Annotated in this window: 15 protein-coding genes; 8 read left to right on the top strand and 7 right to left on the bottom strand. The window is 64.4% G+C overall.

What is annotated here, in order from left to right; translation table 11 throughout:
* Nucleotides 1-2 precede the first annotated feature (2 nt).
* Nucleotides 3-1,487: an NADH-quinone oxidoreductase subunit NuoN gene (gene nuoN / locus OEG81_RS12395; RefSeq protein WP_264132584.1), complete on the top strand. Its 1,485-nt coding sequence runs from the start codon at nt 3-5 to the stop codon at nt 1,485-1,487.
* A gap of 3 nt (nt 1,488-1,490) precedes the next feature.
* A complete protein-coding gene (locus tag OEG81_RS18175) occupies nt 1,491-2,066 on the top strand; it encodes a DUF2818 family protein (protein WP_264129567.1) in 576 nt (191 codons plus the stop codon).
* Here OEG81_RS18175 and OEG81_RS12385 read toward each other — a convergent pair.
* On the bottom strand, nt 1,948-4,413 hold the full coding sequence (locus tag OEG81_RS12385) for a DUF3772 domain-containing protein (RefSeq protein ID WP_264129566.1): 2,466 nt from the start codon (nt 4,411-4,413) through the stop codon (nt 1,948-1,950). The two genes, OEG81_RS18175 and OEG81_RS12385, sit on opposite strands and share 119 nt — an antisense overlap.
* A 159-nt stretch (nt 4,414-4,572) precedes the next feature.
* On the opposite strand from OEG81_RS12385, the gene serB reads away from it, so the two are divergent.
* On the top strand, nt 4,573-5,424 hold the full coding sequence (serB, locus tag OEG81_RS12380; RefSeq protein WP_264129565.1) for a phosphoserine phosphatase SerB: 852 nt from the start codon (nt 4,573-4,575) through the stop codon (nt 5,422-5,424).
* 58 nt (nt 5,425-5,482) lie between these two features.
* Here the strand turns inward: serB and mfd are convergent, their stop codons facing one another.
* Entirely contained in the window at nt 5,483-8,938 is a 3,456-nt protein-coding gene (gene mfd, locus OEG81_RS12375; RefSeq protein ID WP_264129564.1) for a transcription-repair coupling factor, read from the bottom strand.
* 29 nt (nt 8,939-8,967) lie between these two features.
* Here mfd and OEG81_RS12370 point away from each other — a divergent pair, with 29 nt between their 5' ends.
* Both OEG81_RS12370 and ispF read left to right on the top strand, forming a co-directional pair.
* Entirely contained in the window at nt 8,968-9,708 is a 741-nt protein-coding gene (locus tag OEG81_RS12370; protein ID WP_264129563.1) for a 2-C-methyl-D-erythritol 4-phosphate cytidylyltransferase, read from the top strand.
* Between the two features lie 47 nt (nt 9,709-9,755).
* Entirely contained in the window at nt 9,756-10,238 is a 483-nt protein-coding gene (gene ispF / locus OEG81_RS12365) for a 2-C-methyl-D-erythritol 2,4-cyclodiphosphate synthase (RefSeq protein WP_264129562.1), read from the top strand.
* 7 nt (nt 10,239-10,245) lie between these two features.
* Here ispF and OEG81_RS12360 read toward each other — a convergent pair whose 3' ends face one another.
* From OEG81_RS12360 to ompR, 4 genes are all read right to left on the bottom strand, one after another.
* Nucleotides 10,246-10,764 (bottom strand): carboxymuconolactone decarboxylase family protein, encoded by a 519-nt coding sequence (locus OEG81_RS12360; RefSeq protein WP_264129561.1) that lies wholly within the window; start codon nt 10,762-10,764, stop codon nt 10,246-10,248.
* 69 nt (nt 10,765-10,833) lie between these two features.
* Complete coding sequence (locus OEG81_RS12355; protein ID WP_264129560.1) at nt 10,834-11,382, bottom strand: peroxiredoxin; 549 nt, start codon at nt 11,380-11,382, stop codon at nt 10,834-10,836.
* Nucleotides 11,383-11,450: 68 nt separating this feature from the next.
* Nucleotides 11,451-12,845: a sensor histidine kinase gene (locus OEG81_RS12350; RefSeq protein WP_264132583.1), complete on the bottom strand. Its 1,395-nt coding sequence runs from the start codon at nt 12,843-12,845 to the stop codon at nt 11,451-11,453.
* Nucleotides 12,846-12,876: 31 nt separating this feature from the next.
* The gene (gene ompR, locus OEG81_RS12345; protein ID WP_264129559.1) at nt 12,877-13,611 is read right to left on the bottom strand and encodes a two-component system response regulator OmpR; all 735 of its coding nucleotides are present in this window, start codon (nt 13,609-13,611) and stop codon (nt 12,877-12,879) included.
* 363 nt (nt 13,612-13,974) lie between these two features.
* On the opposite strand from ompR, the gene tsaB reads away from it, so the two are divergent.
* Together tsaB and OEG81_RS12335 are read left to right on the top strand one after the other, a co-directional pair.
* Nucleotides 13,975-15,240 (top strand): tRNA (adenosine(37)-N6)-threonylcarbamoyltransferase complex dimerization subunit type 1 TsaB, encoded by a 1,266-nt coding sequence (gene tsaB / locus OEG81_RS12340; RefSeq protein WP_264129558.1) that lies wholly within the window; start codon nt 13,975-13,977, stop codon nt 15,238-15,240.
* Nucleotides 15,237-16,145, top strand: coding sequence for a uracil-DNA glycosylase (locus tag OEG81_RS12335; RefSeq protein WP_264129557.1), 909 nt, complete (start codon nt 15,237-15,239; stop codon nt 16,143-16,145). The genes tsaB and OEG81_RS12335 overlap by 4 nt, the downstream gene beginning before the upstream one ends.
* An 8-nt stretch (nt 16,146-16,153) precedes the next feature.
* Here OEG81_RS12335 and lplT read toward each other — a convergent pair whose 3' ends face one another.
* Complete coding sequence (gene lplT, locus OEG81_RS12330) at nt 16,154-17,464, bottom strand: lysophospholipid transporter LplT (protein ID WP_264129556.1); 1,311 nt, start codon at nt 17,462-17,464, stop codon at nt 16,154-16,156.
* 256 nt (nt 17,465-17,720) lie between these two features.
* On the opposite strand from lplT, the gene smc reads away from it, so the two are divergent.
* Complete coding sequence (smc, locus tag OEG81_RS12325; protein WP_264129555.1) at nt 17,721-21,245, top strand: chromosome segregation protein SMC; 3,525 nt, start codon at nt 17,721-17,723, stop codon at nt 21,243-21,245.
* Nucleotides 21,246-21,265 lie beyond the last annotated feature (20 nt).

The following is a 21,265-nucleotide window of genomic DNA, read 5'->3' as shown; positions in this document are numbered from 1 at the left end:
ATATTATGCAAAATCCATTTGACTTCGCCTTGGCTACGCCCGAGATACTGCTGCTGATTCTGGCCGCGGTGGTCCTGCTCATCGACGCCTTCAACAAGACCGAGTCCCGCCATGTCACGTTCACGCTCAGCATAGGCGCCTTGCTGGTGCTGACCGCCGTGTCGCTGTGGCAGTGGAACGACGGGGTCCAGGGCAATTCATTCGGCGGCCTGTATGTGGTCGATTCCCTGTCGCATTTCCTGAAAGTGCTGTCCTACGTGGCGGTGATCGCCACACTGATCTACGGCCGGGGGTACGCCGAGCAGCGCGACATGCTCAAGCACGGGGGCGAGTTCTATTCCCTGACGCTGTTCGCCTTGCTGGGCCAGATGGTCATGATTTCCGCCGGCAGCATGCTGACGGTGTATCTGGGCGTCGAACTGATGTCCTTTGCCTTGTATGCGCTGGTGGCCCTGCGCCGCGACGACGTCAACTCGACCGAAGCCGCCATGAAGTATTTCGTGCTGGGCGCCCTGGCCTCGGGCGTGCTGCTGTACGGCATGTCCATGATCTACGGCGCCACCGGCCAGCTCGATCTGCGCCTGATCGCCCAGGTCATAGGCAGCGGCAATGCCGAACGCCTGCCGCTGGTGTTCGGCGTGGTGTTCATCGTGGCCGGCCTGGCCTTCAAGCTGGCCGCCGCGCCATTCCACATGTGGACCCCGGACGTCTATCAGGGCTCGCCCACGTCGGTCACCCTGATCCTGGGCGCGGCGCCCAAGCTGGCCGCCTTCGCCATCACGCTGCGGCTGCTGGTGGAAGGCTTGCACGGCATTGCCATCGACTGGCAGCCCATGCTGCTGATCCTGGCCGTGCTGTCGCTGGCCATCGGCAACATCGCCGCCATTGCGCAGACCAATTTCAAGCGCATGCTGGCCTATTCGACGATTTCCCACATGGGCTTCGTGTTCCTGGGGCTGCTCTCGGGCGTCGTCCAGGACCAAGTCCTGGCCGGGCAGGCTTATGGCTCGGCGCTGTTCTACGTCATCATCTACGTGTTGACCACGCTGATCACCTTCGGGCTGATCCTTCTGCTTAGCCGCAAGGGCTTCGAGTGCGAGGAGATCGCCGACCTGAAGGGCCTGAACCGCCGCAATCCCATCCTGGCCGCCATGCTGCTGCTGTCCATGTTCTCGCTGACCGGCATTCCGCCGATGGCGGGCTTCTATGCCAAGCTGGCGGTGCTGCAGGCATTGATCGGAGCAGGCCATGTCGCGATCGCCGTGGTCGCCGTCATCCTGTCGCTGATCGGCGCCTTCTACTATCTGCGCGTCGTCAAGATGGCCTATTTCGACGAGCCCGAGGGCGAGCCGGCCAGCATCGACAATGGCGTCATCACCAACGGCCTGATGTCCGTGAACGGCCTGCTCATCATCGTCCTGGGGGTGTTGCCGGGCGGCCTGATGGCGCTTTGCGTGCGGGTCATCGAAGGCTCGCTGAAGTTCTGACGAATGAATCAAACGTTTGCGGTCTGGATCGTTATCGCTTTGTCTCTGGCCGGCGCCAACCTTCCTTTCCTGGTCCAGCGGCCCTTCCTGATGCTGCCCTGGATCCAGCCCGGCGAGGCGGCGCGTCCGGTCTGGCTCCGGTGGCTGGAAGCGCTGGTGTTTTTCGCCTTGTTGTGGGGCGTGGGTTACCTGACCCTCGCGCTGATCGGCCAGGCCTTCTTCGTGGCGTCCGATCCCGCCTCGGCGGCATTGTTCATGGGCAAGCTGTTGGTGGCGGCCGCCCTGGCGGCGCTGCTGCTGGCGTATCCGGGCTGGCGCAATCGCGGCCGCGCGGTACACAAGCCGTTCTTCGTGCGCTTGCTGGAAATGCTGGTGCTCTACGGCCTGGTGGGCGCGCTGGGATTTGCATTTGAAGCCAACATGGGCAATGTGTTTCCCCAGACCTGGGAGTTCTACGCCGTTACGCTAAGCCTGTTCCTGGTGCTGGGCTACCCGGGCTTTGTGTATCGCTACTTGCTGCGGCACCGGAAACCGCCGCAGAAGCCGCGGACTCCTTCAGCACCATCGCCGGCGGATTGATCAGGGGAATATCCTCGTTCCTGAGCCGCCGCACGATCTCGAACAGCAGGGCGCTGCGTACCCGGTAGGCGGCGCGCGGCGAACTTACATGCCCCGTCGCATTGAACACCAGGCCGTTCGCATCGACGCCGTCCAGCATGACATCGGGAGCGGGTTCGTCCAGGATGTCGGCGTTTTCCCTGAAGGCGGCCAGCATCAGCTCATGGACCTGCCCGGCATCCGTATTCAGGGGAAGGGCCAGCTTGATCTGCACCCGGCCCAGCGGGCTGGCGTGGGTGACATTGCGCACGACCTTGGTGATGAATTCCGAATTTGGAACGATGACGGTGGAGTGGTCCCCCATCTGGATTTCGGTGGCGCGCACATTGATGCGTCGGATGTCGCCCTCGATTCCGCCCAGCGATACCCAGTCGCCCACCTTCACGGGCCTTTCCGCCAGCAGAATGAGGCCGGACACGAAGTTCTGCACGACGGCCTGCAGCCCGAAGCCGATGCCGACGGACAACGCGCTGGCTATCCACGCCACCCGCTCCAGGCCGATGCCGACGGCGGACAGGGATAGCGAAAAGGCCAGCACGTAGCCCGCATAGCCGAACAGGGTGGCGGCCGAGAGGCGCATGCCGGGATCCAGGCTGGTGGTGGGCAGGTATTGGCGGGTCAGCCAGGCCTGGACCACCTTGACGATTCCAAAGCCCAGCAGCAGCACCAGGAGTGCAAACATGACCGAGGCGGGGCGTATCTGGACTTCGCCGATGGCAATGCCGTTGTGCAGGTAGTCCAGGCGCTGCAGCCAGGCCGTGGGTCCGTCGCCGAAAGGCGCGGCCAGCAGGACCAGGGCAAACAGCACGACGGCCAGGCGCACCAGGCCGGCCAGCAGCACGGTGGCCTGGCTGCGTACCCGTGTCATGGGGCGGCTGTAATTTTCGTCATCGGCATTGCGCTTGATGGCCGCCAGGACGCTTTGGCAGGCATCATCGACGAGCCCGTTGAGCAGGTAGGCGGAGCCCAGGACAATGGCCAGCCAGGCCGCCTGCCGGACGATGAAACTGCCCAGGGCGATATAGCCCAGCAGCAGGCTGGCCATGCTTGCCGTCACGGCAATCCAGATCACGCCCCGGGCGATGGCATAGCCGGCCGGCGGCGCAGGGGCCTTTTGTTGTCCGGAATGCGTATGCCGGCTAAGCCGCGTGGCCTGGCGCATGGCCAGCGCCATGAGCAGCCCCAGAACCAGTGACATCATGCAATTCTGGGCGACCGTGGCGGCCAGGCTGGCATTGACCAGCGTCGCCAGCCTTTGCCCTATCCAGCCAGCGACCAGGACAAGGGCCAGGATGGCGGGAAACCACCGCAAGCCTGTCGCCACTTCGTCGGACAGGGAAGCAAGCCGCCAGGTGGGCCGGTCCGCCGACAGCAGCGCACGACCCAGGCCGGTGACGAAGCCGCCAAAATATACGGCGCCCACCCCCAGGCTGAGCAGCGTATCCAGTTCATCGGACAGGGCCGTGTTCCATTCCACGCCCAGGCGCAGGACGGCGGCCATCATCCCGGGCGCAATGGTGGCCAGCATGACCTGGGCAGCCGCATACAGAGAACGCCGCAAGCGGCCCGGCGCGACGCGGGTGGTGGTCAGTTGCCAGAGCAGGCGGCCGGCCAGCACACGCAGGATGAGGATGGCCACGACGCCCAGCAGGGCGGCTCCCCATACCGCGGCACCGGCTTCTCGAGCGGATTTCCGCAGTTCATCCCATAGGGGCTGGAGCCGGCGCACATCCTGGGGCAGTTGATTGCGCAATTCGGTCCAGAAGGGGCGGGCCAGGATCGAATCCGTGCGCACGCCCAGTTCGGCCTGGAACTGTGTGCGCCGCAGCTTCAGTATCTGGTCGCCCGCTTGCTGGGCTTCGACGGCAATCAGGCGCGCCAGCTTGATCTGAGCGTCCAGCATGCTGCTGTTCCGGGTCAGTTCCGCACGCTGCGCGGCGACGTCGGGTGTCTCCTTGATGCCTTCGGCGGGTGGCCCCAGTTCGGCTACCCGGGCCTGGACACTGGCCAACTGGGGCTCCAGAGCGGCAGCGGCCGTTTGCGCGCGCTCCTGTGCTTCCTGTGCGGCGTTGCGCAGGTCGACCAGGTCGCTATCCTGCAGCGGCTTGTCGGGGGCCGCGTCCAGCTTCTTCTGCACCCGGTCGATCTGCGTGCGCGCGCTGTCCAGGGTCTTGTCGATTTCGGCGGTGGCGCTTTTATTCTGGGCATGGGCCGGCATGGCCGCCATGGTCAGGGCAAGGCAGGCCGCGAGCAGGCAACGGGCCATCAGCGTACGCGCGGCGTAGGCCGGATATTCTGGCAGTGGCATCGGTTTCAATTTGGAAAGAAGGCAGATTACCACCAAGGAAACGGCGAGGAGGATTCCAAGAGTAACGGCGGCGGGGAATCTTCCTTGTAAAATGGCCGCCGTATCGGTATCCATATTCGCCGGCTTTCCCGCCGGTGCACCTTCTTCTTCAATAGGCTTATGACCCACCTAATTCTTCAGGCTCCCAATCTTGTGACGGCCAATATCGAAAAAATCGCCGCCATGGCCAGCGCTGGCGGCGTGCAGGAACTGGGCAACACCGCCGTGCGCTTGCTGGACGTGGATGCCGATGCCCGCGCCGAGGTCATGGCGTGCTGCGAGGAGTTCGGCATGGATTACGCCTTTTTCGAGCAGATCTCGCGCTTGCGCGATTGCCGGATACTGGCCATGGATATGGATTCCACCCTGGTCAACATCGAATGCATCGACGAGATTGCCGACATGGCGGGCCGCAAGGCGGAAGTGGCGGCCATCACCGAGGCCGCCATGCGCGGCGAAATCAAGGATTTCTCCGAAAGTCTGATGCGCCGCGTGGCCTTGCTGGAAGGCGTGCCGGCCACGGCGCTGGAGCAAGTCTATGAAGAGCGCCTGCGTTTGAATCCCGGGGCCGAAAAGCTGATTTCAACGGCCAGGAAGAACGGCCTGAAAACCCTGCTGGTGTCGGGCGGGTTCACCTTCTTTACCGAAAGGCTGAAGGAGAGACTGGGGCTGGACGCCTGCCACGCCAATCTCCTGGACGTGGCCGGCGGCAAGCTGACCGGCAAGGTGCTGGGCAAGATCGTCGATGCCCAGGGCAAGGCGGATCACCTCAAGGCGCTGGCGGACCAGCTGGGCGCGGCCCCGGAGCAGATCATCGCGGTCGGCGACGGCGCGAACGATTTGAAGATGATGAGTCTGGCGCATTTTTCAGTGGCCTACCGCGCCAAGCCGGTGGTGCGCCAACAAGCCAACTACGCCTTGAACGTCAGTCCGCTGGACGGCATTCTCAACTGGTTCCGCCTGAGCCACTAGGCCAGAGCCGCCGGCTTCCCTTCAGCCGGCCCGCCCATTGCAGGCAGGCACCGGGCCGTCACACCAGCGCCCTCAGCACGCCGCGCACCGCGTCGATGCGGGCGGGAACCTGCGCCTGCTTGATCTCGATTCTCAGCTTGTCCTGGCCGGCCAGCCTGACGTCCCGGCGCTTTTGCACCAGTTCGATGATGCGCAGCGGATCGATGTTCGGCTTGGCTGAAAACTGGATCAGCGCCTGCGCCTCGCTGGCGTCGATCTTGACGATGCCCAGCGGCTCGGCGGCCAGGCGCAGCCGGTGCGTGGCCAGCAATGTCTGCGCGGCCTCGGGCAGTTTTCCGTATCGGTCGATCAGCTCTTCCTGGATGTGGATCAGGTCGTCTTCGTGGCGGGCGTGGGACAGTTTCTTGTACAGCCCCAGGCGGGCATGGACGTCGGGACAGTAATCCGACGGCAGCAGGGCAGAGGCGTGCAGATTGACTTCGCACAGCGCGGAGAAGGGCGAATCCAGGTCAGGCTCCTCGCCCGACTTCAGGGCGCGCACGGCGGCGTTCAGCATGTCCGAATACATGGAGAAGCCGATCTCCTGGATGTTGCCGGACTGCGATTCGCCCAGGACTTCGCCCGTGCCCCGGATTTCCAGGTCATGCATGGCCAGGAAGAAGCCCGCGCCCAGTTCTTCCATGGCCTGTATGGCTTCCAGCCGCTTCTTGGCATTGGAGGTCATGGCGTCTTCGCCGGGCGTCAGCAGGTAGGCGTAGGCCTGGTGGTGGGAGCGTCCGACGCGGCCGCGCAACTGGTGCAGCTGCGCCAGGCCCAGGCGGTCGGCGCGATGGATCACGATGGTGTTCGCGGTGGGAACGTCGATGCCGGTTTCGATGATGGTGGTGCAGAGCAGGACGTTGTAGCGCTGCTGGTAGAAGCCCTTCATGACTTCCTCCAACTCGCGCTCGGGCATCTGCCCATGGGCGACGGCGATGCGCGCTTCGGGCACCAGCTCTTCCAGGCGCGCGCGCCGGTTGTGGATGGTATCCACTTCGTTATGCAGGAAATACACCTGGCCGCCGCGCTTGAGCTCGCGCAGCAATGCCTCGCGTATGGTGCTGCCGTCTTCGCGGCGCACGAAGGTCTTGATCGCAAGACGCCGTTGCGGCGCCGTGGCGATCACCGAGAAATCGCGTATGCCTTCCAGCGACATGCCCAGGGTACGCGGTATGGGCGTGGCGGTCAGCGTCAGCACGTCGACTTCGGCGCGCAAGGATTTGAGGGCTTCCTTCTGGCGCACGCCGAAACGGTGCTCCTCGTCGATGATGACCAGACCCAGATTCTTGAACTTCACTTCCTTGGACAGGATTTTGTGCGTGCCGATCACGATGTCCACCCGGCCCTCGTTCAGGCCCTCGATCGCGGCGGCGACCTCCTTGCCCGAACGGAAGCGCGACAGCTCGGCCACCTTGACGGGCCAGTCGGCGAAGCGGTCGGAAAAAGTCTGGGCGTGCTGTTCGGCCAGCAGGGTGGTGGGGCACAGCAGGGCGACCTGCTTGCCGTTCATGACGGCCAGGAAGGCGGCGCGCAAGGCGACCTCGGTCTTGCCGAAGCCCACGTCGCCGCAGACCAGCCTGTCCATGGGCCGGCCAGAGGTCATGTCGCCGATGACGGCCTCGATGGCGGCGGCCTGGTCGGCGGTCTCCTCGAAGCCGAAGCCTTCGGCGAAAGCCTGGTAGTCGGAGGCAGACAGCTTGAAGCGATAGCCCTCACGCGCCGCGCGCTGCGCATACAGGGCCAGCAGTTCGGCGGCGGCGTCGCGCACCTGCCTGGCCGCCTTACGGCGCGCCTTGTCCCACTGGCCGGAGCCCAGCTGGTGCAGGGGCGCATGTTCGGGGTCGGCGCCGCTGTAGCGGGCGATGACGTGCAGCTGGGCCACCGGCACGTACAGGGTGCTGCCGTTGGCGTACTCCAGATGCAGGAATTCCATCAAGCCTTCGCCCAGGTCCATTTCGACCAGGCCGCAGTAGCGTCCGATGCCGTGCTGGGCATGCACCACCGGATCGCCTTCGCGCAGCTCCGACAGGTCGCGCACCATGGCCTCGACGTCGCTGCCCGCCTCCTGCGCGCGCCGGCCGCGCCGGGTGGGGCGCGCCTGGCTGGGGTACAGGTCGTTCTCGGTCAAGAGGGTCAAGTCTTGGTCGACGACGGTGAAACCGTTGGACAGCGGCGCAACGACAAGGGCGAAGCGGCTTTGGGAGTCCAGGAAATCCTGCAGTGTCTCGGTGCCGGAGTCGGGCGCGATGCCGAATTCGGCCAGCATCTGCAACAGGGTTTCCCGGCGGCCCGCCGAGTCGGCGCACAGCACGACGCGGCCATGAGAACGGCCCAGCAGCCCGCGCAGGTTGGCCACCGGGTCCTGGGCGCGCCGCGCCACCGCCACGTTGGGTGCGGCGCGCAAGCCGGGATGAGGCTGCTCGCCGTCCAGCACCAGGCGCGCGAAAGCTTTCAGGTGAACGAACAGCGCCTCCTCGTCCAGGAACAACTGGTCGGGCGGCAGGACCGGACGTTCGCGGTCGCTTTTCAGAAACTGGTAGCGGCTTTGCGTATCGTGGGCGAAGCGCTGCACCGCCTGATTGACGTCGCCCAGCGTGACGGTGAACGACTGCTCGGGCAGGTAGTCGAAGAGCGTGGCCGTTTGGGTAAAGAACAGCGGCAGGTAATATTCGACCCCCGCGAAAGCGATGCCGTTGCCGATGTCCTTGTAGGGCAGCGCTCGGGTGGGATCGCCCTCGAACACTTCGCGAAAGCGCGCGCGGAAGCGATTGCGCGCGGCTTCGTCCATGGGAAATTCCCGGCCGGGCAGCAACTGCACGTCCTTGACCGGATACAGGCTGCGCTGGGTATCGATGTCGAAGCTGCGTATGGACTCGATCTCATCGTCGAACAGATCCAGCCGGTAGGGCAGGACGGAGCCCATGGGGAAGAGGTCGATCAGGCCGCCGCGGATGCTGAATTCGCCCGGCGCGGTGACCTGGGTGACGTGGGTGTAGTTGGCCAGCGTCAACTGGCGGCGCAGGCCCTCCTCGTCCAGCTTCTCGCCCTGTCGGAACGAAAACGTATAGGCGGCCAGGAACTCCGGTGGAGCAAGCCGGTACAGCGCCGTGGTCACCGGCACGGTCAGGATGTCGACGCTTTCCTGCATCAGGGCGTGCAGGGTGCGCAGGCGCTCGGAAATCAGATCCTGATGCGGCGAGAAGCTGTCATAGGGCAGGGTTTCCCAATCGGGCAATTGCCGCAGGCGCAGGTCGGGCGCGAACAGCAGCACTTCCTCGGCCAGGCGCTGCGCGGACAGCGGGTCGGCGCACAGGACGACGATGGTCTGCCGCGAGGCGCGCGCCAGGTCCGCCAGCAGCCATGCGTCGCCGGAGCCCGCGGGCAGGGGCTGGACGTGCCGCTGCCCCGGCTTGAGCGCGGCCAGCACGGCTTGGATGGAGGGAATGGGGACGGGAGGGGTTGTTTCTGTAGCCATGTAGCGCATCATTATAAAATGCCTTTCTTATGCATACGAAACTGATTGCAATCATTCCCGCCGCCGGCATCGGGGCGCGCGCTCAAGAGCCGGGATTGTCCGCCCTGGGACGGGACGCCATGCCGAAGCAGTATCGTCTGCTCAAGGGCGAGCCCATGCTGCGCTGGGCGGTCCGCGCCATGCTGGCCGATGAGCGCATTGCGCAGGTGCGGGTGGCGGTGGCGGCGGGCGATGCATGGGTCGAGTCCGCGCTGGCTGGCCTGCCGCGAACGGTGTGGCGGCCTTGCGGCGGCCCTTCCCGGGCGGAAACCGTGCTGGCGGCCTTGCAGGACGCCGGGCTGGATCCGGGCGACTGGGTGCTGGTGCACGACGCCGCCCGGCCGGGGCTGCCCGCCCAGGCGTTGAAGCGGCTGGTCGATTCCTGCTTGCGGACCCAGGCCGGAGGGCTCCTGGCCCAGCCGGTTGCCGATACGGTGAAGCTGGCCGCCGGTGCCGCGCCGGGCGGCGAGGCGGATGCCGCCAATATGGCCGACCGGGTGAGCCGGTCGGTGGCCCGTGATGGCTTGTGGCTGGCGCAGACGCCGCAAATGTTTCAGGCGGGCCGCTTGTTGCAGGCCCTGCAAAGTGCGGATGCGTCCAGCGCGTCCTTGACGGACGAGGCTTCCGCCATGGAGCTGGCCGGCTATGCGCCCAGCCTGGTGCACGGTTCGGCGCGTAATTTCAAAGTGACCTGGCCCGAGGATTTCGAGCTGATGGAAAAATGGCTATAGGTCGCCGGTGGCCGACCGGGCGGCTTGTGTGATTTCAAGGAGTTGCAATGAGTTTTCCGTTTCGAGTGGGGCAGGGCTTCGACGTGCATGCGCTGGTGGAGGGCCGGCCGCTGATCATCGGCGGCGTGGACATACCGCATACGCACGGCCTGCTGGGTCACTCCGACGCCGACGTGCTGCTGCATGCGGTGACCGATGCCATACTGGGGGCGGCCGGCCTGGGCGACATCGGCCGGCATTTCCCCGATACGGACCCGGCCTACAAAGGGGCGGACAGCCGCGTGCTGTTGCGCGCCGCCGTGCGGAAGGTGGCGCAGGCCGGCTGGAAGGTGGTGAACGTGGATGCGACCGTGCATGCGCAGGCGCCCAAGATCGGCCCGCACGCGGCCGCGATGGCCGCCAACATAGCGGCCGACCTGGAGGTTTCCGTGGCCGACATCAACATCAAGGCCAAAACCAACGAGAGCCTGGGTTACCTGGGCCGCAAGGAAGGCATTGCCGCGACCGTGGTCGCCATGCTGGCGAAATAGCGGTCCCTTATTTGCCTTCGGCCGTCAGGACCTGTGCGGCCGCATTGACCACCGCCGCGATGCGGCCCACATCGCGCAACTGCTCCGACGTATAGCCCGCTTTCTTCAGGTTCTGGTAGTGCGAGCCGACGCAAAAATGGCATTTGCCCACAATGGACGCGGCCAGCGCGAAGAGCTCGAAACGGTTCTGGTCGATGCCGCCGTGGCTGGCATAGGCGTTCATGCGCAGCTGGGCGGGCAGGGTTTTCAATTGCTCGTCGCCCGCCATCTCGAGATAGGGATAATAAGTATTGTTCATGCCCATGAGGGCTGCGGCGGTCAGCACGCCGTTTGCGTCTTCCGGTGACAGGCCGCTTTTGAACGCGGCCATCAGCACCGGGCTGCGCGCCGCATAGGCGGCCGCGAGCGCCGCCCCGACCGCGTCCTGGGGGTTGAGCGAGGAGCGCGCAATGGTGCCGTCCAGGTTCAGGCGTATGTCCTTGGCCCAATCAGGGATCATTGCCTTGATGGATGCAAGAAACTCCATGGTTCCTACCTATCGATCAGTGCCGCTAAAGCCCGGCGCGCCGGGCTGGAAGAGAGGGCGGCGGGCGTTCTACAGCGTATCGCCGCCCAGCGAACGGTTGCACGGGCAGAGTTCGTCGGTTTGCAGGCCGTCGAGTATGCGCAGGATTTCCTCGGGGTTGCGGCCGACATTCAGGTTGTTCACCGAGGCATGCTGGATGACGTTGTCCGGATCGACGATGAAGGTGGCGCGCAGGGCGACCCCCTCGCTTTTTTCGCGTATGCCCAGCTGGTCGACCAGCGCGCCGGTGGTGTCGCCGAACTGGTAGTGCCCCAGCTTGTTCAGGTCGGGATGTTCGCGCCGCCAGGCCAGCTTGACGAATTCATTGTCGACCGAGCCGCCCATGAGCACCGCGTCGCGGTCCTCGAAGTCCTGGGCCAGATTGTTGAAACCGACGATTTCGGTCGGACATACGAAAGTGAAGTCCTTGGGATAGAAATAAATGACTTTCCACTTTCCGGGAAACGAGCTTTCGGTGATGTCCTCGAAGGCCGAGACACCGTTTTCTTCATGCTGATTGAAGCCGGGCTTGACGCCCGCGACCTTGAAGGGTTCGAGTTTATCGCCTACTGTTTTCATCTGAGCTCCTGAAGTCTGGTGTAAACACATGCCGGGCGCATGCGCCCCTTGTCGTTGATTCTACGCCATCAAGCCTGGGTGTCGGCCTGAAAATTACGGATGCGGACTTTGGGTATTTCGATGCGCGCGACCAAGCCCGACTGCGGGTGGGAAATCAGCTCGAGCTGCCCGCCCACCTGGCCCAGCAGGCGCTCGACGATGGCCAGCCCCAAGCCCGCTCCACTGACGCCGGTGCGCGCGGACTCCCCACGCGAAAAAGGCCGCAGCAGCCTTTGCACGTCGGTGGGGGCAATTCCCGTGCCGCGATCCCGCACTTCGATGGCCAGGATGTTGCCTTGCTGCTTGCCCGACAGTTCGATGTAGGCGCGTCCATCGGAAGGAGTGCGGCCATAGCGGCGCGCGTTTTCGATGAGATTGCCCACGATGCGCTTGAGATCGTGGGCGCTGATCTTGGCATACAGATTGGGCTCGATGTCGGCGGTCAGCTCGCCGCCCAGGGACTCGGTATGCGAGCGTTCGCGCTCGAACAGGTCATGCAGCACCGAGGAGACGTCTACTCCTTGCTCGGGCACGATGCCGGCGGGCCGGGCATACTCCATGAGCTGGCCGATGCTGTGATCGATCTGGCCCAGGTCTTCGTCGATGGCCTGGCGCGCCTCGTCGGTGACGTTGCTCATCTCGATTTCCAGGCGCATGCGGGCCAGCGGCGTGCGCAGATCGTGCGAGATGCCCGCCAGCATGATCTCGCGGTCGGCCTCGGTCTGGCGGATGTCGCGCGCCATCCGGTTGAAGGCGATGTTCATGTCGCGGATCTCGGCCGGCCCTTTTTCGGGCAGCGGCGAGGGCGTCTCGCCGCGCGCCAGCTGCTGAGCCACCTTGGCCAGCTGGGCCAGGGGGCGGTTGACGAAGCGCACGCTAATCGCCGCGCCCACCAGCGCCAGAAGCAGGGCGGTGGCGCCCCAGCCGAACCACTCGACGCCGGCGGTCAGCCCCAGCTGCTCGCGGTCGAAGACCAGCCAGTACTGATCGTTGTTGATCTCGAAGCTGACCCAGATGCCGGGCGCCTGGTTGACCGTCCACATGACGTGGGTGTCAGGCCCCAGCCGGTCCTTGATTTCGGCGGCGACGTGATTCCAGTAGTTGGAATTGGGCAGCGGCTGGAGGACGTCGGCCGCTTCGCGGGGCTGCACCCGCAGGCTTTCCTTGGTGGCCAGGTCCAGCAGCAATGCGGGGCGCACGCTGGTGGGGGCATAGACCAGCGCGGAGCGCGTGATACTGACGGCTGTGGTCACGCGCTGGGCCATCTGGGTGGCGCGCGGGCCTTCTTCCATGCTGAAGAACACCTGGAGCCAGGCGCCCAGGCTGACCAGCATCAATCCGGCCAGAAGCAGGAATGAGCGGCTGAACAGGCCCAGGCGGAAACGCGACTTGGTTTTGGCTCGTGGTTTTTGCGGGGGCGACATGGCCATGGCGCTGCATCACGCCCGCAAGGCTTCAATGGCCGCCATCGGGTACGAAAACATAGCCCAGGCCCCAGACGGTCTGGATGAACACGGGTTTCGAGGGATTGGGTTCGACCAGCTTGCGCAACCGGGAAATCTGGACGTCCAGGCTGCGGTCGAAGGCTTCGTACTCGCGGCCGCGGGCCAGTTCCATCAGCTTGTCGCGCGACAGGGGAATCTTGGGATGGCGCGCGAATACCTTCAGCACCGAGAACTCGCCCGTGGTGATGGGAACCTGTTCATTGTTGCGCGTAAGGGTGCGGGTGGACAGGTTCAGCACGTAAGGGCCGAATTCGATGGATTCGTTTTCCTGGCTGGGGGCGCCCGGATGCTCTTCGGTGCCGCGGCGGCGCAGGATGGCGTTGACGCGGGCGAGCAGTTCACGCGGGTTGAACGGCTTGGACAGGTAGTCGTCCGCGCCCATTTCCAGGCCAACGATGCGGTCGATTTCTTCCGCCTTGGCGGTCAGAATGATGATGGGAGTGTTATCGTGCCCGCCGCGCAGCCGACGGCAAATGGACAGCCCGTCTTCGCCGGGAAGCATGAGATCGAGAACCAGCAGGTCGAAGTGCTCGCGCTGCCACAATTTGCCCATTTCTTTGGCGTCTTCGGCGACAAATACATTAAAACCTTGTTCCGATAGGTAGCGGCGGAGTAAATCGCGTAACCGTGGATCGTCGTCGACGATAAGAATTTTGCGAGATAGGGATTGGTTTTGTGTGTTCATGGGGAAAATGTAACAGGGTAGAGTTAACCCGTATAGGGGCCGTAGCAAGATATTACATATTAAGCGTCTGGTAGAACATGTCACATCGGTACCGTATCCAGGCTCCTGGCGGTATATCGCGCCCGCGCGTTCTCTTGACTTGATTATTTAGGGCTGGGTGGGCGAGCCGCGCCGATCTGCTGCGTAGTGTATGTAGCCGTCTCCTTTTTGTTATTGGAATCGTGAGCTAAGACAAGGTATTTTAGCCGTTACGCCTGCGGAGCGGTACTAATTTTATACAGCGCGGGGCCGGCGGTCTGCCCGCCGAATGCCTTATGCCCGTAGAGGACGGAAATTCCGGCGGGCTACGTTTAAAATGAGCCCATGACGGTATCTATTCTCGCTTTGGAAACTTCATCCAGCCTGTGCGGCGTGGCGCTGCTGACGCAATCCGACCAAGAGCTGCGCGTCCACGCCCTGGAGCACGACGCCACCGCGGAGCATGCCGAGCGCCTGTTGCCCATGGTGGACCAGCTGCTGGCACGGCAGGGCATGGGTCGGAGCCAGCTTACGGCCGTGGCCTTTGGCCAGGGTCCGGGCGGCTTCACGGGCTTGCGCGTGGCTTGCGGTGTCGCCCAGGGCATGGCTTTCGCCCTGGATATTCCCGTGATTCCGGTGCCTTCGCTTCTGGCGGTGGCGGCACGGGATTCGGCGCCTGTCGTCCCCGGCTTGTTACATGTAATTGTGCAGGACGCGCGCATGGACGAGGTTTATCTGGCGGCTTATCGGGTCGTTGCGGGCCGCCAAGAGGCCGGTTTTGAGTGGGAGCCGGTACAGGCGCCCATTCTTTTGGGTTCGAGCCAGGTAGGCCGCTGGCTGGAACACGCCGCCGCTGGCCTGCCCCCGTCCGACGGGCGCGATCCGGCCATACGGGTGCTGGGCGATGCCTTGTTGGCCTATCCCGGATTGCGCCGGGAACTCGAGGGCAAGGCGGGCCTGGCCATCGGCGAGCCGCTGCGTCCCGATGCTTCCGCCGTCGCACGGATGGCCTTGCGCGCATGGCATGCGGGGCAGGCCGTCGCGCCGGAACTGGCGGCGCCTTTGTATGTGCGCGACAAGGTCGCCTATACCACTCTGGAGCGCCAGCAGGGCGCGGGCGGCAATCCCCGTGCCCCCGAGTTTCAGGTTTCCCTGGAGGCGATGCGGACCGAACATCTGGACGATGTGGCGGATATCGAGCAGCGGGTGCAGTCCTTTCCCTGGTCCAGGGGCAATTTCGCGGACGGCCTGCACGCCGGCTATGGCGCCTGGGTTGCCAGGCTGGCGGGCCGCACCATGGGATTCTGCATGACGATGTTTGCGCCCGACGTGGCGCACGTGCTGGTCATCGCCGTGGCGCCCGAGGGCCAGAGGCGGGGCATAGGAGGCCTGCTGCTGGCTCACTGCGAGAACGAAGCCCGCGCGCGGGGCTTGCCGGCCATGGTCCTGGAGGTTCGGCCCTCGAACCTGAATGCGCTGGAATTCTATAAGCACAAGGGCTATGAACTGCTGGCCATGCGCAAGGACTACTACCCCGCCGCCCAGGGCAGGCGCGAGGACGCGTGCGTAATGCAGAAGGCATTGGCTGATATTCAGGGAGAGTCCGCTTGAATACGGCGCCGTCCCTCAGCCCACTGCAATTGGCCTGGCTGCAGGAAATCGGCCTGGACAGGCATATGCTGGCCCGCTATGTGGCGGATCCGGAACCTTTCGCGGCGGACGGCTCCGCCGCCGCAAGCAAGAGCGCATCGGGACAGGGCGAGCCTGCGGTCGGCATGCCCGCCGTTGCGGCATCCGCGCCACCGCGGCAGGGCGCGGATGCCGCGGCGCCGATGGCCAAATCCGCCCCGGCCATGCTCCGGGCCGGCGATGCGCTGGCCGGCCGCGCGCCCAAACAGGCCGGCGAGACCCATCATGCGCCCGATGCGGGCTCGCTGCCCGAAGAGTGGGAGGCATTGCGCGGGCACATCGCCCAGTGCCAGGCCTGCGGACTGCATGCCGGACGCAGCCAGACGGTATTCGGCTCGGGCGAGTCCAACTCACCGGAATGGCTGATCGTCGGCGAGGCGCCGGGCGATTTCGACGACCGTGCCGGCCTGCCATTCCAGGGCAAGGCGGGGGTGCTGCTGGGGGCGATGCTGGCATCCATAGGCCTGCAACCCGATACGCCGGTGTTCTTCACCAACCTGGTCAAGTGCCGGCCCCTGGGCAACCGTACGCCCAGGCCCGACGAGATCGCCGCCTGCAAGCCGTATCTGCAACGGCAGATCGCGCGGCTGGCGCCACGGCGCATACTGACGCTGGGCCGCCTGGCCGCGCAGGCGCTGCTGGAAGAGGATGGCGATCTGGATGCCCTGCGCGGACGGGTGCACCGGGTGCGCAGCGAGACGGGGCAGGACATTCCCCTGGTGGCGACACATCATCCGGCTTCGCTGTTGATGCGCCCGCAGCACAAGGCCGATGCCTGGCGAGACCTGAACCTGGCGCGCTCCATGGCGACCGAGCCGCAGGCATAAGCGCTGATTCAGTGCTGGCGCAGGGCCTGCCCATGGCCATGCTGGCCTATGGTGTTTTCCAGGCCCGGATTGGCGCGGTGATTCAGGCGATTCCAGTATATGAATACCAGCATCAGCCCCGACACGAGCAGGCCGAAGATGACGATAATGACATTGATGGGCAGATTCAGCCACAGCATCAGGCTGTAGACGGCCAGCATCAGCAGGATGTTCAATTGCTCATTGAAATTCTGCACGGCGATGGAGTGGCCGGCCGACAGCAGCACGTGTCCACGGTGCTGCAGCAGGGCATTCATGGGCACCACGAAAAAGCCCGACAAGCCGCCGATCAGCAGCAGCACGCCGTATACGGCCCACTGTTCGCGCACGATGGGCATGAGCATGACGGCAAAGCCCATGATCACCCCCACCGGCAATACCATCAGGGCGCGTTTCAGGGGAACCCGGCCCGCCAGTATGGAGCCCGCCACGGTGCCCAGCGCCGCCACGCCCATCAGCACCGAGGCCTGGTCCAGCCTGTAGCCCAGATGCCGGGCGCCCCATTCGATGACGATGAATTGCAGCGTGGCGCCCGCTCCCCAGAACAGCGTGGTGACCGCCAGCGATATCTGGCCCAGCTTGTCGTGCCACAGTATCCGGACATAGCCGTTGAAGGTGCGCAGCAGCTTGATCGGATTGGTCTGCTGCTTGGGGTAGCGCACATTGGTAAGCGGTATCAGGAGATTGGTTCCGGCGGCCAGCAGATAAACGATGCCGATGATGAGTATGGCGCCTTCCGTGCGGGTCTGCACGAAGGCGGGCAGCCAGGAATGCGACAACACCGCATCGGATACGGTGGGATTGATCAGCACCCCGCCCAGGACCGTGCCCACGATGATGGACAGCACGGTCAGACCTTCTATCCAGCTATTGCCCTTGACCAGCAATTCAGGGGGAAGCATCTCGGTGACGATGCCGTACTTGGCCGGCGAGTAGGCCGCCGCGCCTATCCCTACCAGCGTATAGGCGCAGAACACCAGAATCAACTGGTGGTCGGCTTCGAGCCCGAAACAGCCATAGCTGAACATCAGCAGACAGCCGCTGACCTTGATGGCGTTGGTGATGAACATGACCCGGCCCTTGGGGAAGGAGTCGGCAAAGGCTCCCACGAAGGCGGCCAGCACGACATAGGCCAGCGCGAACCACCATTTCATCATGGGCGCCATCCAGTCGGGCCCATGCAAATCGGCGATCAGGGCGATGGCGGCTATCAGCAATGCGTTGTCTGCCACGGACGAGAGCGCCTGGGCTATCATGACCAGATAAAAGCCTTTTTTCAATGGAAATCTCGTAGGTGGTTAGGGGTTGGCCATGCAAACAAATAGCAAAAAAATGTTAACGAGTATAGCGTCCGCGCGACGGCGCAAACAGAAAATAATAGCGTAGTTTTATTTACGGGCATGGAAGGCGCCGCATGGTGCGTTATCATACGAGCCGGTCGCGCAAGCCATGTGCCGGCCCCGCCAGCCCGTTGTTTTTTTCACCGTCCCGTATGAATTACGGAGTCTGCTGTCTTCTTTTAATTGTTCGCTTATTGTGCGTCTGACTCAGATAAAACTAGCCGGTTTCAAGTCGTTCGTCGAGCCGACGGTTATTCCCACGCCCAGCCAACTGGTGGGCGTGGTGGGCCCCAACGGCTGCGGGAAGTCCAACATCATCGATGCGGTGCGCTGGGTTTTGGGCGAGACCAAGGCGTCGGAACTGCGCGGCGAATCCATGCAGGACGTCATCTTCAATGGTTCGGGCAACCGCAAGCCGGCCGCCCGGGCGTCCGTCGAACTGGTTTTCGACAATTCCGAGGGCAGGGCGGCGGGGCAGTGGAGCACCTATTCGGAAATCGCCGTCAGGCGGGTGCTGACCCGCGATGGCACCAGTAGCTACCTGGTCAACAACCAGCAGGTGCGGCGCCGCGACATCCACGATATCTTTCTGGGCACCGGGCTCGGGTCGCGTGGATACGCCATCATCGGCCAGGGCATGATCAATCGCCTGATCGAGGCCCGGCCCGAGGAATTGCGGGTATTCCTGGAAGAAGCGGCCGGTGTGTCACGCTACAAGGAAAGGCGCCGCGAGACCGAGAACCGACTGAGCGACACGCGCGAGAACCTGACGCGGGTCGAAGACATCCTGCGCGAACTCGCCAGCCAGCTCGAGAAGCTGGAAGGGCAGGCCGAGGTGGCGCAACAATACCGGGCCTTGCAGGAAGACGGGGAGCAGAAGCAGCACGCCTTGTGGCTGCTGAAGGAAAGCAATGCCCGGGAAGAACAGCAGGCCAGGTTTCTATCCATAGAACAGGCCCAGACGGAACTGGAAGCGGCAACGGCCAGTCTGCGTGCGGGCGAATCGGCGCTGGAATCGCGCCGGCAGGCGCATTACGCCGCCGGCGATGCGGTGCATGCCGCGCAAGGCCTGCTTTTCGAGGCGGGTGCGCAGGTCAGCAGGCTGGAAGCCGAAATCCGGCATGTGGTCGATTCACGCAATCGCGTGCAGGCGCGCCGGAACCAGTTGCAGGAACAGCTTCAGGAATGGGCCGATCAGCAAGTCCATTGCACCGAGCAGATCGCCCAGGCCGAGTCCGACCTGGAAGCGGCGGCGGCCCGTACCGAGGAAGCGCGGGCCCAGGCCGACGACGCGCAAGCCAGATTGCCCAGCATCGAAAGCCAGCTCCGGTCCGCCGCGGCATCGCGCGACGAAATGCGCGGCGTGCTGGCGCGTGTCGAACAGGAGCTTGCCCTGGTGGCTCAGGCCCAGCGCGACGCCGATCGGCAACTGCAATCGCTGGAATTGCGCAAAGAACGGTTGGAGCAGGAACTGCGCGACCTGAACGCGCCCGATCCGGACAATATCGAACGCCTGGCGGGCGACAGCGCCGCCATGGAAGAACAACTGCACGAGGCGCAGGCGCAACTGCTGGAACTCGAAGACCGCCTGCCCGAACTGGACGAACAGCGCCGCAGCGCACAGGGCGCGGCGCAGGAAGAGGCGCAGGCCCTGGCCCGGCTCGATGCGCGGCTGGCCGCACTGGGAAAACTGCAGGACGACGTCCAGAAGCAGGGGGCGCTGGAGCCTTGGCTCGCGCATCACGAGCTGACCGGCCTGGCGCGCCTGTGGCAGAAGCTGCATATCGAAAACGGTTGGGAAACGGCGCTTGAAGCCGTGTTGCGCGAACGCATGACCGGCCTGGAACTGCGCAATCTGGATCATGCCGGCGCCTTCGCGGGCGATGCGCCGCCGGCCCGCCTGGCTTTCTATCAATTGCCCGTGGCCGCCGCTGCCGCGCCGCCCATCCCTGGCTTGACCTCGCTGGCCAGCCTCTTGCGCATCAGCGATCCCGACCTGCGCACTTTGCTGAACGACTGGCTGGCGCAGGTGTATGTGTGCGCCGACATGGGCAAGGCCCTGTCCCTGCGCAACGATCTGCCCGAGGGCGGCTTGTACGTGGTCAAGGAAGGCCACCTTGTCGACAGGCACAGCGTGCGTTTCTACGCGCCCGACTCGGAACAGGCCGGCATGCTGGCCAGGCAGCAGGAAATCGAAAACCTGCGGCGCGATCTTAAAGCCCGCCAGCTCATTGCCGACCAGGCCTTGGCCGGTGTCGCCCGAGCCGAAAGCGCCTGGCAGCAGGTGTCGCAATCGCAGGGGCCGGCGCGCCAGCGGGTGGCCGAGCTGACCCGGCGCCTGCACGATGTGCAGCTGGAGTATTCCCGCCTGAAGCAGCAAGCCGAGCAGTCTGGCGAGCGGGCCGCCCGCATCCGCGAAGAGCTGGCCGAGATCGCGCTGCAAAGCGAGACCTTGCTGGCCGGCAAGGAAGAATCCGAAGCCCGGTTCGAAGCGCTGGACATTCAATTGGGCGAACACCAGGAAAACTTCTCGCAGGCCGAGATGTCGGGCGAGGACCTGCACGCGCAGGCCGAGAAGGCGCGCCAGCACCTGAGGGATCTGGAACGCGCGGTGCACGAGTCCGAATACGCGGAACGCGCTTTGCAGACGCGCATCGCCGAGCTCAAGCGCAATCTTCAATTGGCCGTGGACCAGGCGCAGCGCGCCAATGCCGAACTGGAAGGCTTACAGGGCGAACTGTTCGAACTGGATGCGTCGGCCTCGCAGGCCGGCCTGCAGGACGCGCTGGAGCTGCGCGCCGAGCGTGAGGAAGCGCTGAACCTGGCGCGCATCGAACTGGACAACCTGGCCGCCATGCTGCGCAGCGCCGACGAAGAACGCGTCAGCCTCGAGCGTTCGCTGGAACCGCGCCGCGCGCGCATCATGGAATTGCAATTGCAGGAGCAGGCGGCCCGCCTGGCGGTCGAGCAGTTCGCCGAACAGCTGGATACGCAGCAGGTCGACCGCCAGAAGCTGCGCGAATTGCTGGAGCAGCGGCCCGAGGAATGGCGCCGCACGAACTGGCTGCAGTCCGAGGTGCAGCGCATTTCGCGCAGCATAGACAGCCTGGGCTCGGTGAACCTGGCGGCGCTGGACGAGCTGAACGCGGCGCGCGAGCGCAAGGGCTATCTGGATTCCCAGCACGAGGACCTGAGCACCGCCATCGAGACCCTGGAAGACGCCATACGCAAGATCGACCGCGAAACGCGCGAATTGCTGCAAGGCACTTTCGATACGGTCAACGGACATTTCGGCGAACTTTTCCCGCGCCTGTTCGGCGGCGGCGAAGCCAGGCTCGTCATCACCGGTGACGAAATCCTGGATGCCGGCGTGCAGGTCATGGCCCAGCCACCGGGCAAGCGCAACAGCACCATACATCTGTTGTCGGGCGGAGAAAAGGCCTTGACCGCGACCGCCCTGGTATTTGCGCTGTTCAAGCTGAACCCGGCCCCCTTCTGCCTGCTGGACGAAGTCGACGCGCCGCTGGACGACGCCAATACCGAGCGCTATGCCAAGCTGGTCGACAGCATGAGCGAGCAGACGCAATTCCTGTTCATTTCACACAACAAGATCGCCATGCAGATGGCCAGGCAACTGGTGGGCGTTACCATGCAGGAACAAGGCGTGTCGCGCATTGTTGCGGTGGATATCGACTCCGCCCTGCAAATGGCCGAGGTCTGATGGTGCGCACACGCTTAAAC

Source organism: Pollutimonas sp. M17 (genome assembly GCF_025836975.1).
Lineage (GTDB): Bacteria > Pseudomonadota > Gammaproteobacteria > Burkholderiales > Burkholderiaceae_B.
The sequence above is the reverse complement of the archived record's forward strand: the minus strand, read 5'-3'. Positions and strand labels throughout refer to the sequence as shown.

Bases quoted from the DNA above. Each gene is read 5' to 3' on its own strand.
- OEG81_RS18175 (WP_264129567.1), top strand. From the start codon at position 1,491: ATGAATCAAACGTTTGCGGTCTGGATCGTTATCGCTTTGTCTCTGGCC.
- OEG81_RS12385 (WP_264129566.1), bottom strand. From the start codon at position 4,413: ATGCCACTGCCAGAATATCCGGCCTACGCCGCGCGTACGCTGATGGCC.
- serB (WP_264129565.1), top strand. From the start codon at position 4,573: ATGACCCACCTAATTCTTCAGGCTCCCAATCTTGTGACGGCCAATATC.
- mfd (WP_264129564.1), bottom strand. From the start codon at position 8,938: ATGGCTACAGAAACAACCCCTCCCGTCCCCATTCCCTCCATCCAAGCC.
- OEG81_RS12370 (WP_264129563.1), top strand. From the start codon at position 8,968: ATGCATACGAAACTGATTGCAATCATTCCCGCCGCCGGCATCGGGGCG.
- ispF (WP_264129562.1), top strand. From the start codon at position 9,756: ATGAGTTTTCCGTTTCGAGTGGGGCAGGGCTTCGACGTGCATGCGCTG.
- OEG81_RS12360 (WP_264129561.1), bottom strand. From the start codon at position 10,764: ATGGAGTTTCTTGCATCCATCAAGGCAATGATCCCTGATTGGGCCAAG.
- OEG81_RS12355 (WP_264129560.1), bottom strand. From the start codon at position 11,382: ATGAAAACAGTAGGCGATAAACTCGAACCCTTCAAGGTCGCGGGCGTC.
- OEG81_RS12350 (WP_264132583.1), bottom strand. From the start codon at position 12,845: ATGTCGCCCCCGCAAAAACCACGAGCCAAAACCAAGTCGCGTTTCCGC.
- ompR (WP_264129559.1), bottom strand. From the start codon at position 13,611: ATGAACACACAAAACCAATCCCTATCTCGCAAAATTCTTATCGTCGAC.
- tsaB (WP_264129558.1), top strand. From the start codon at position 13,975: ATGACGGTATCTATTCTCGCTTTGGAAACTTCATCCAGCCTGTGCGGC.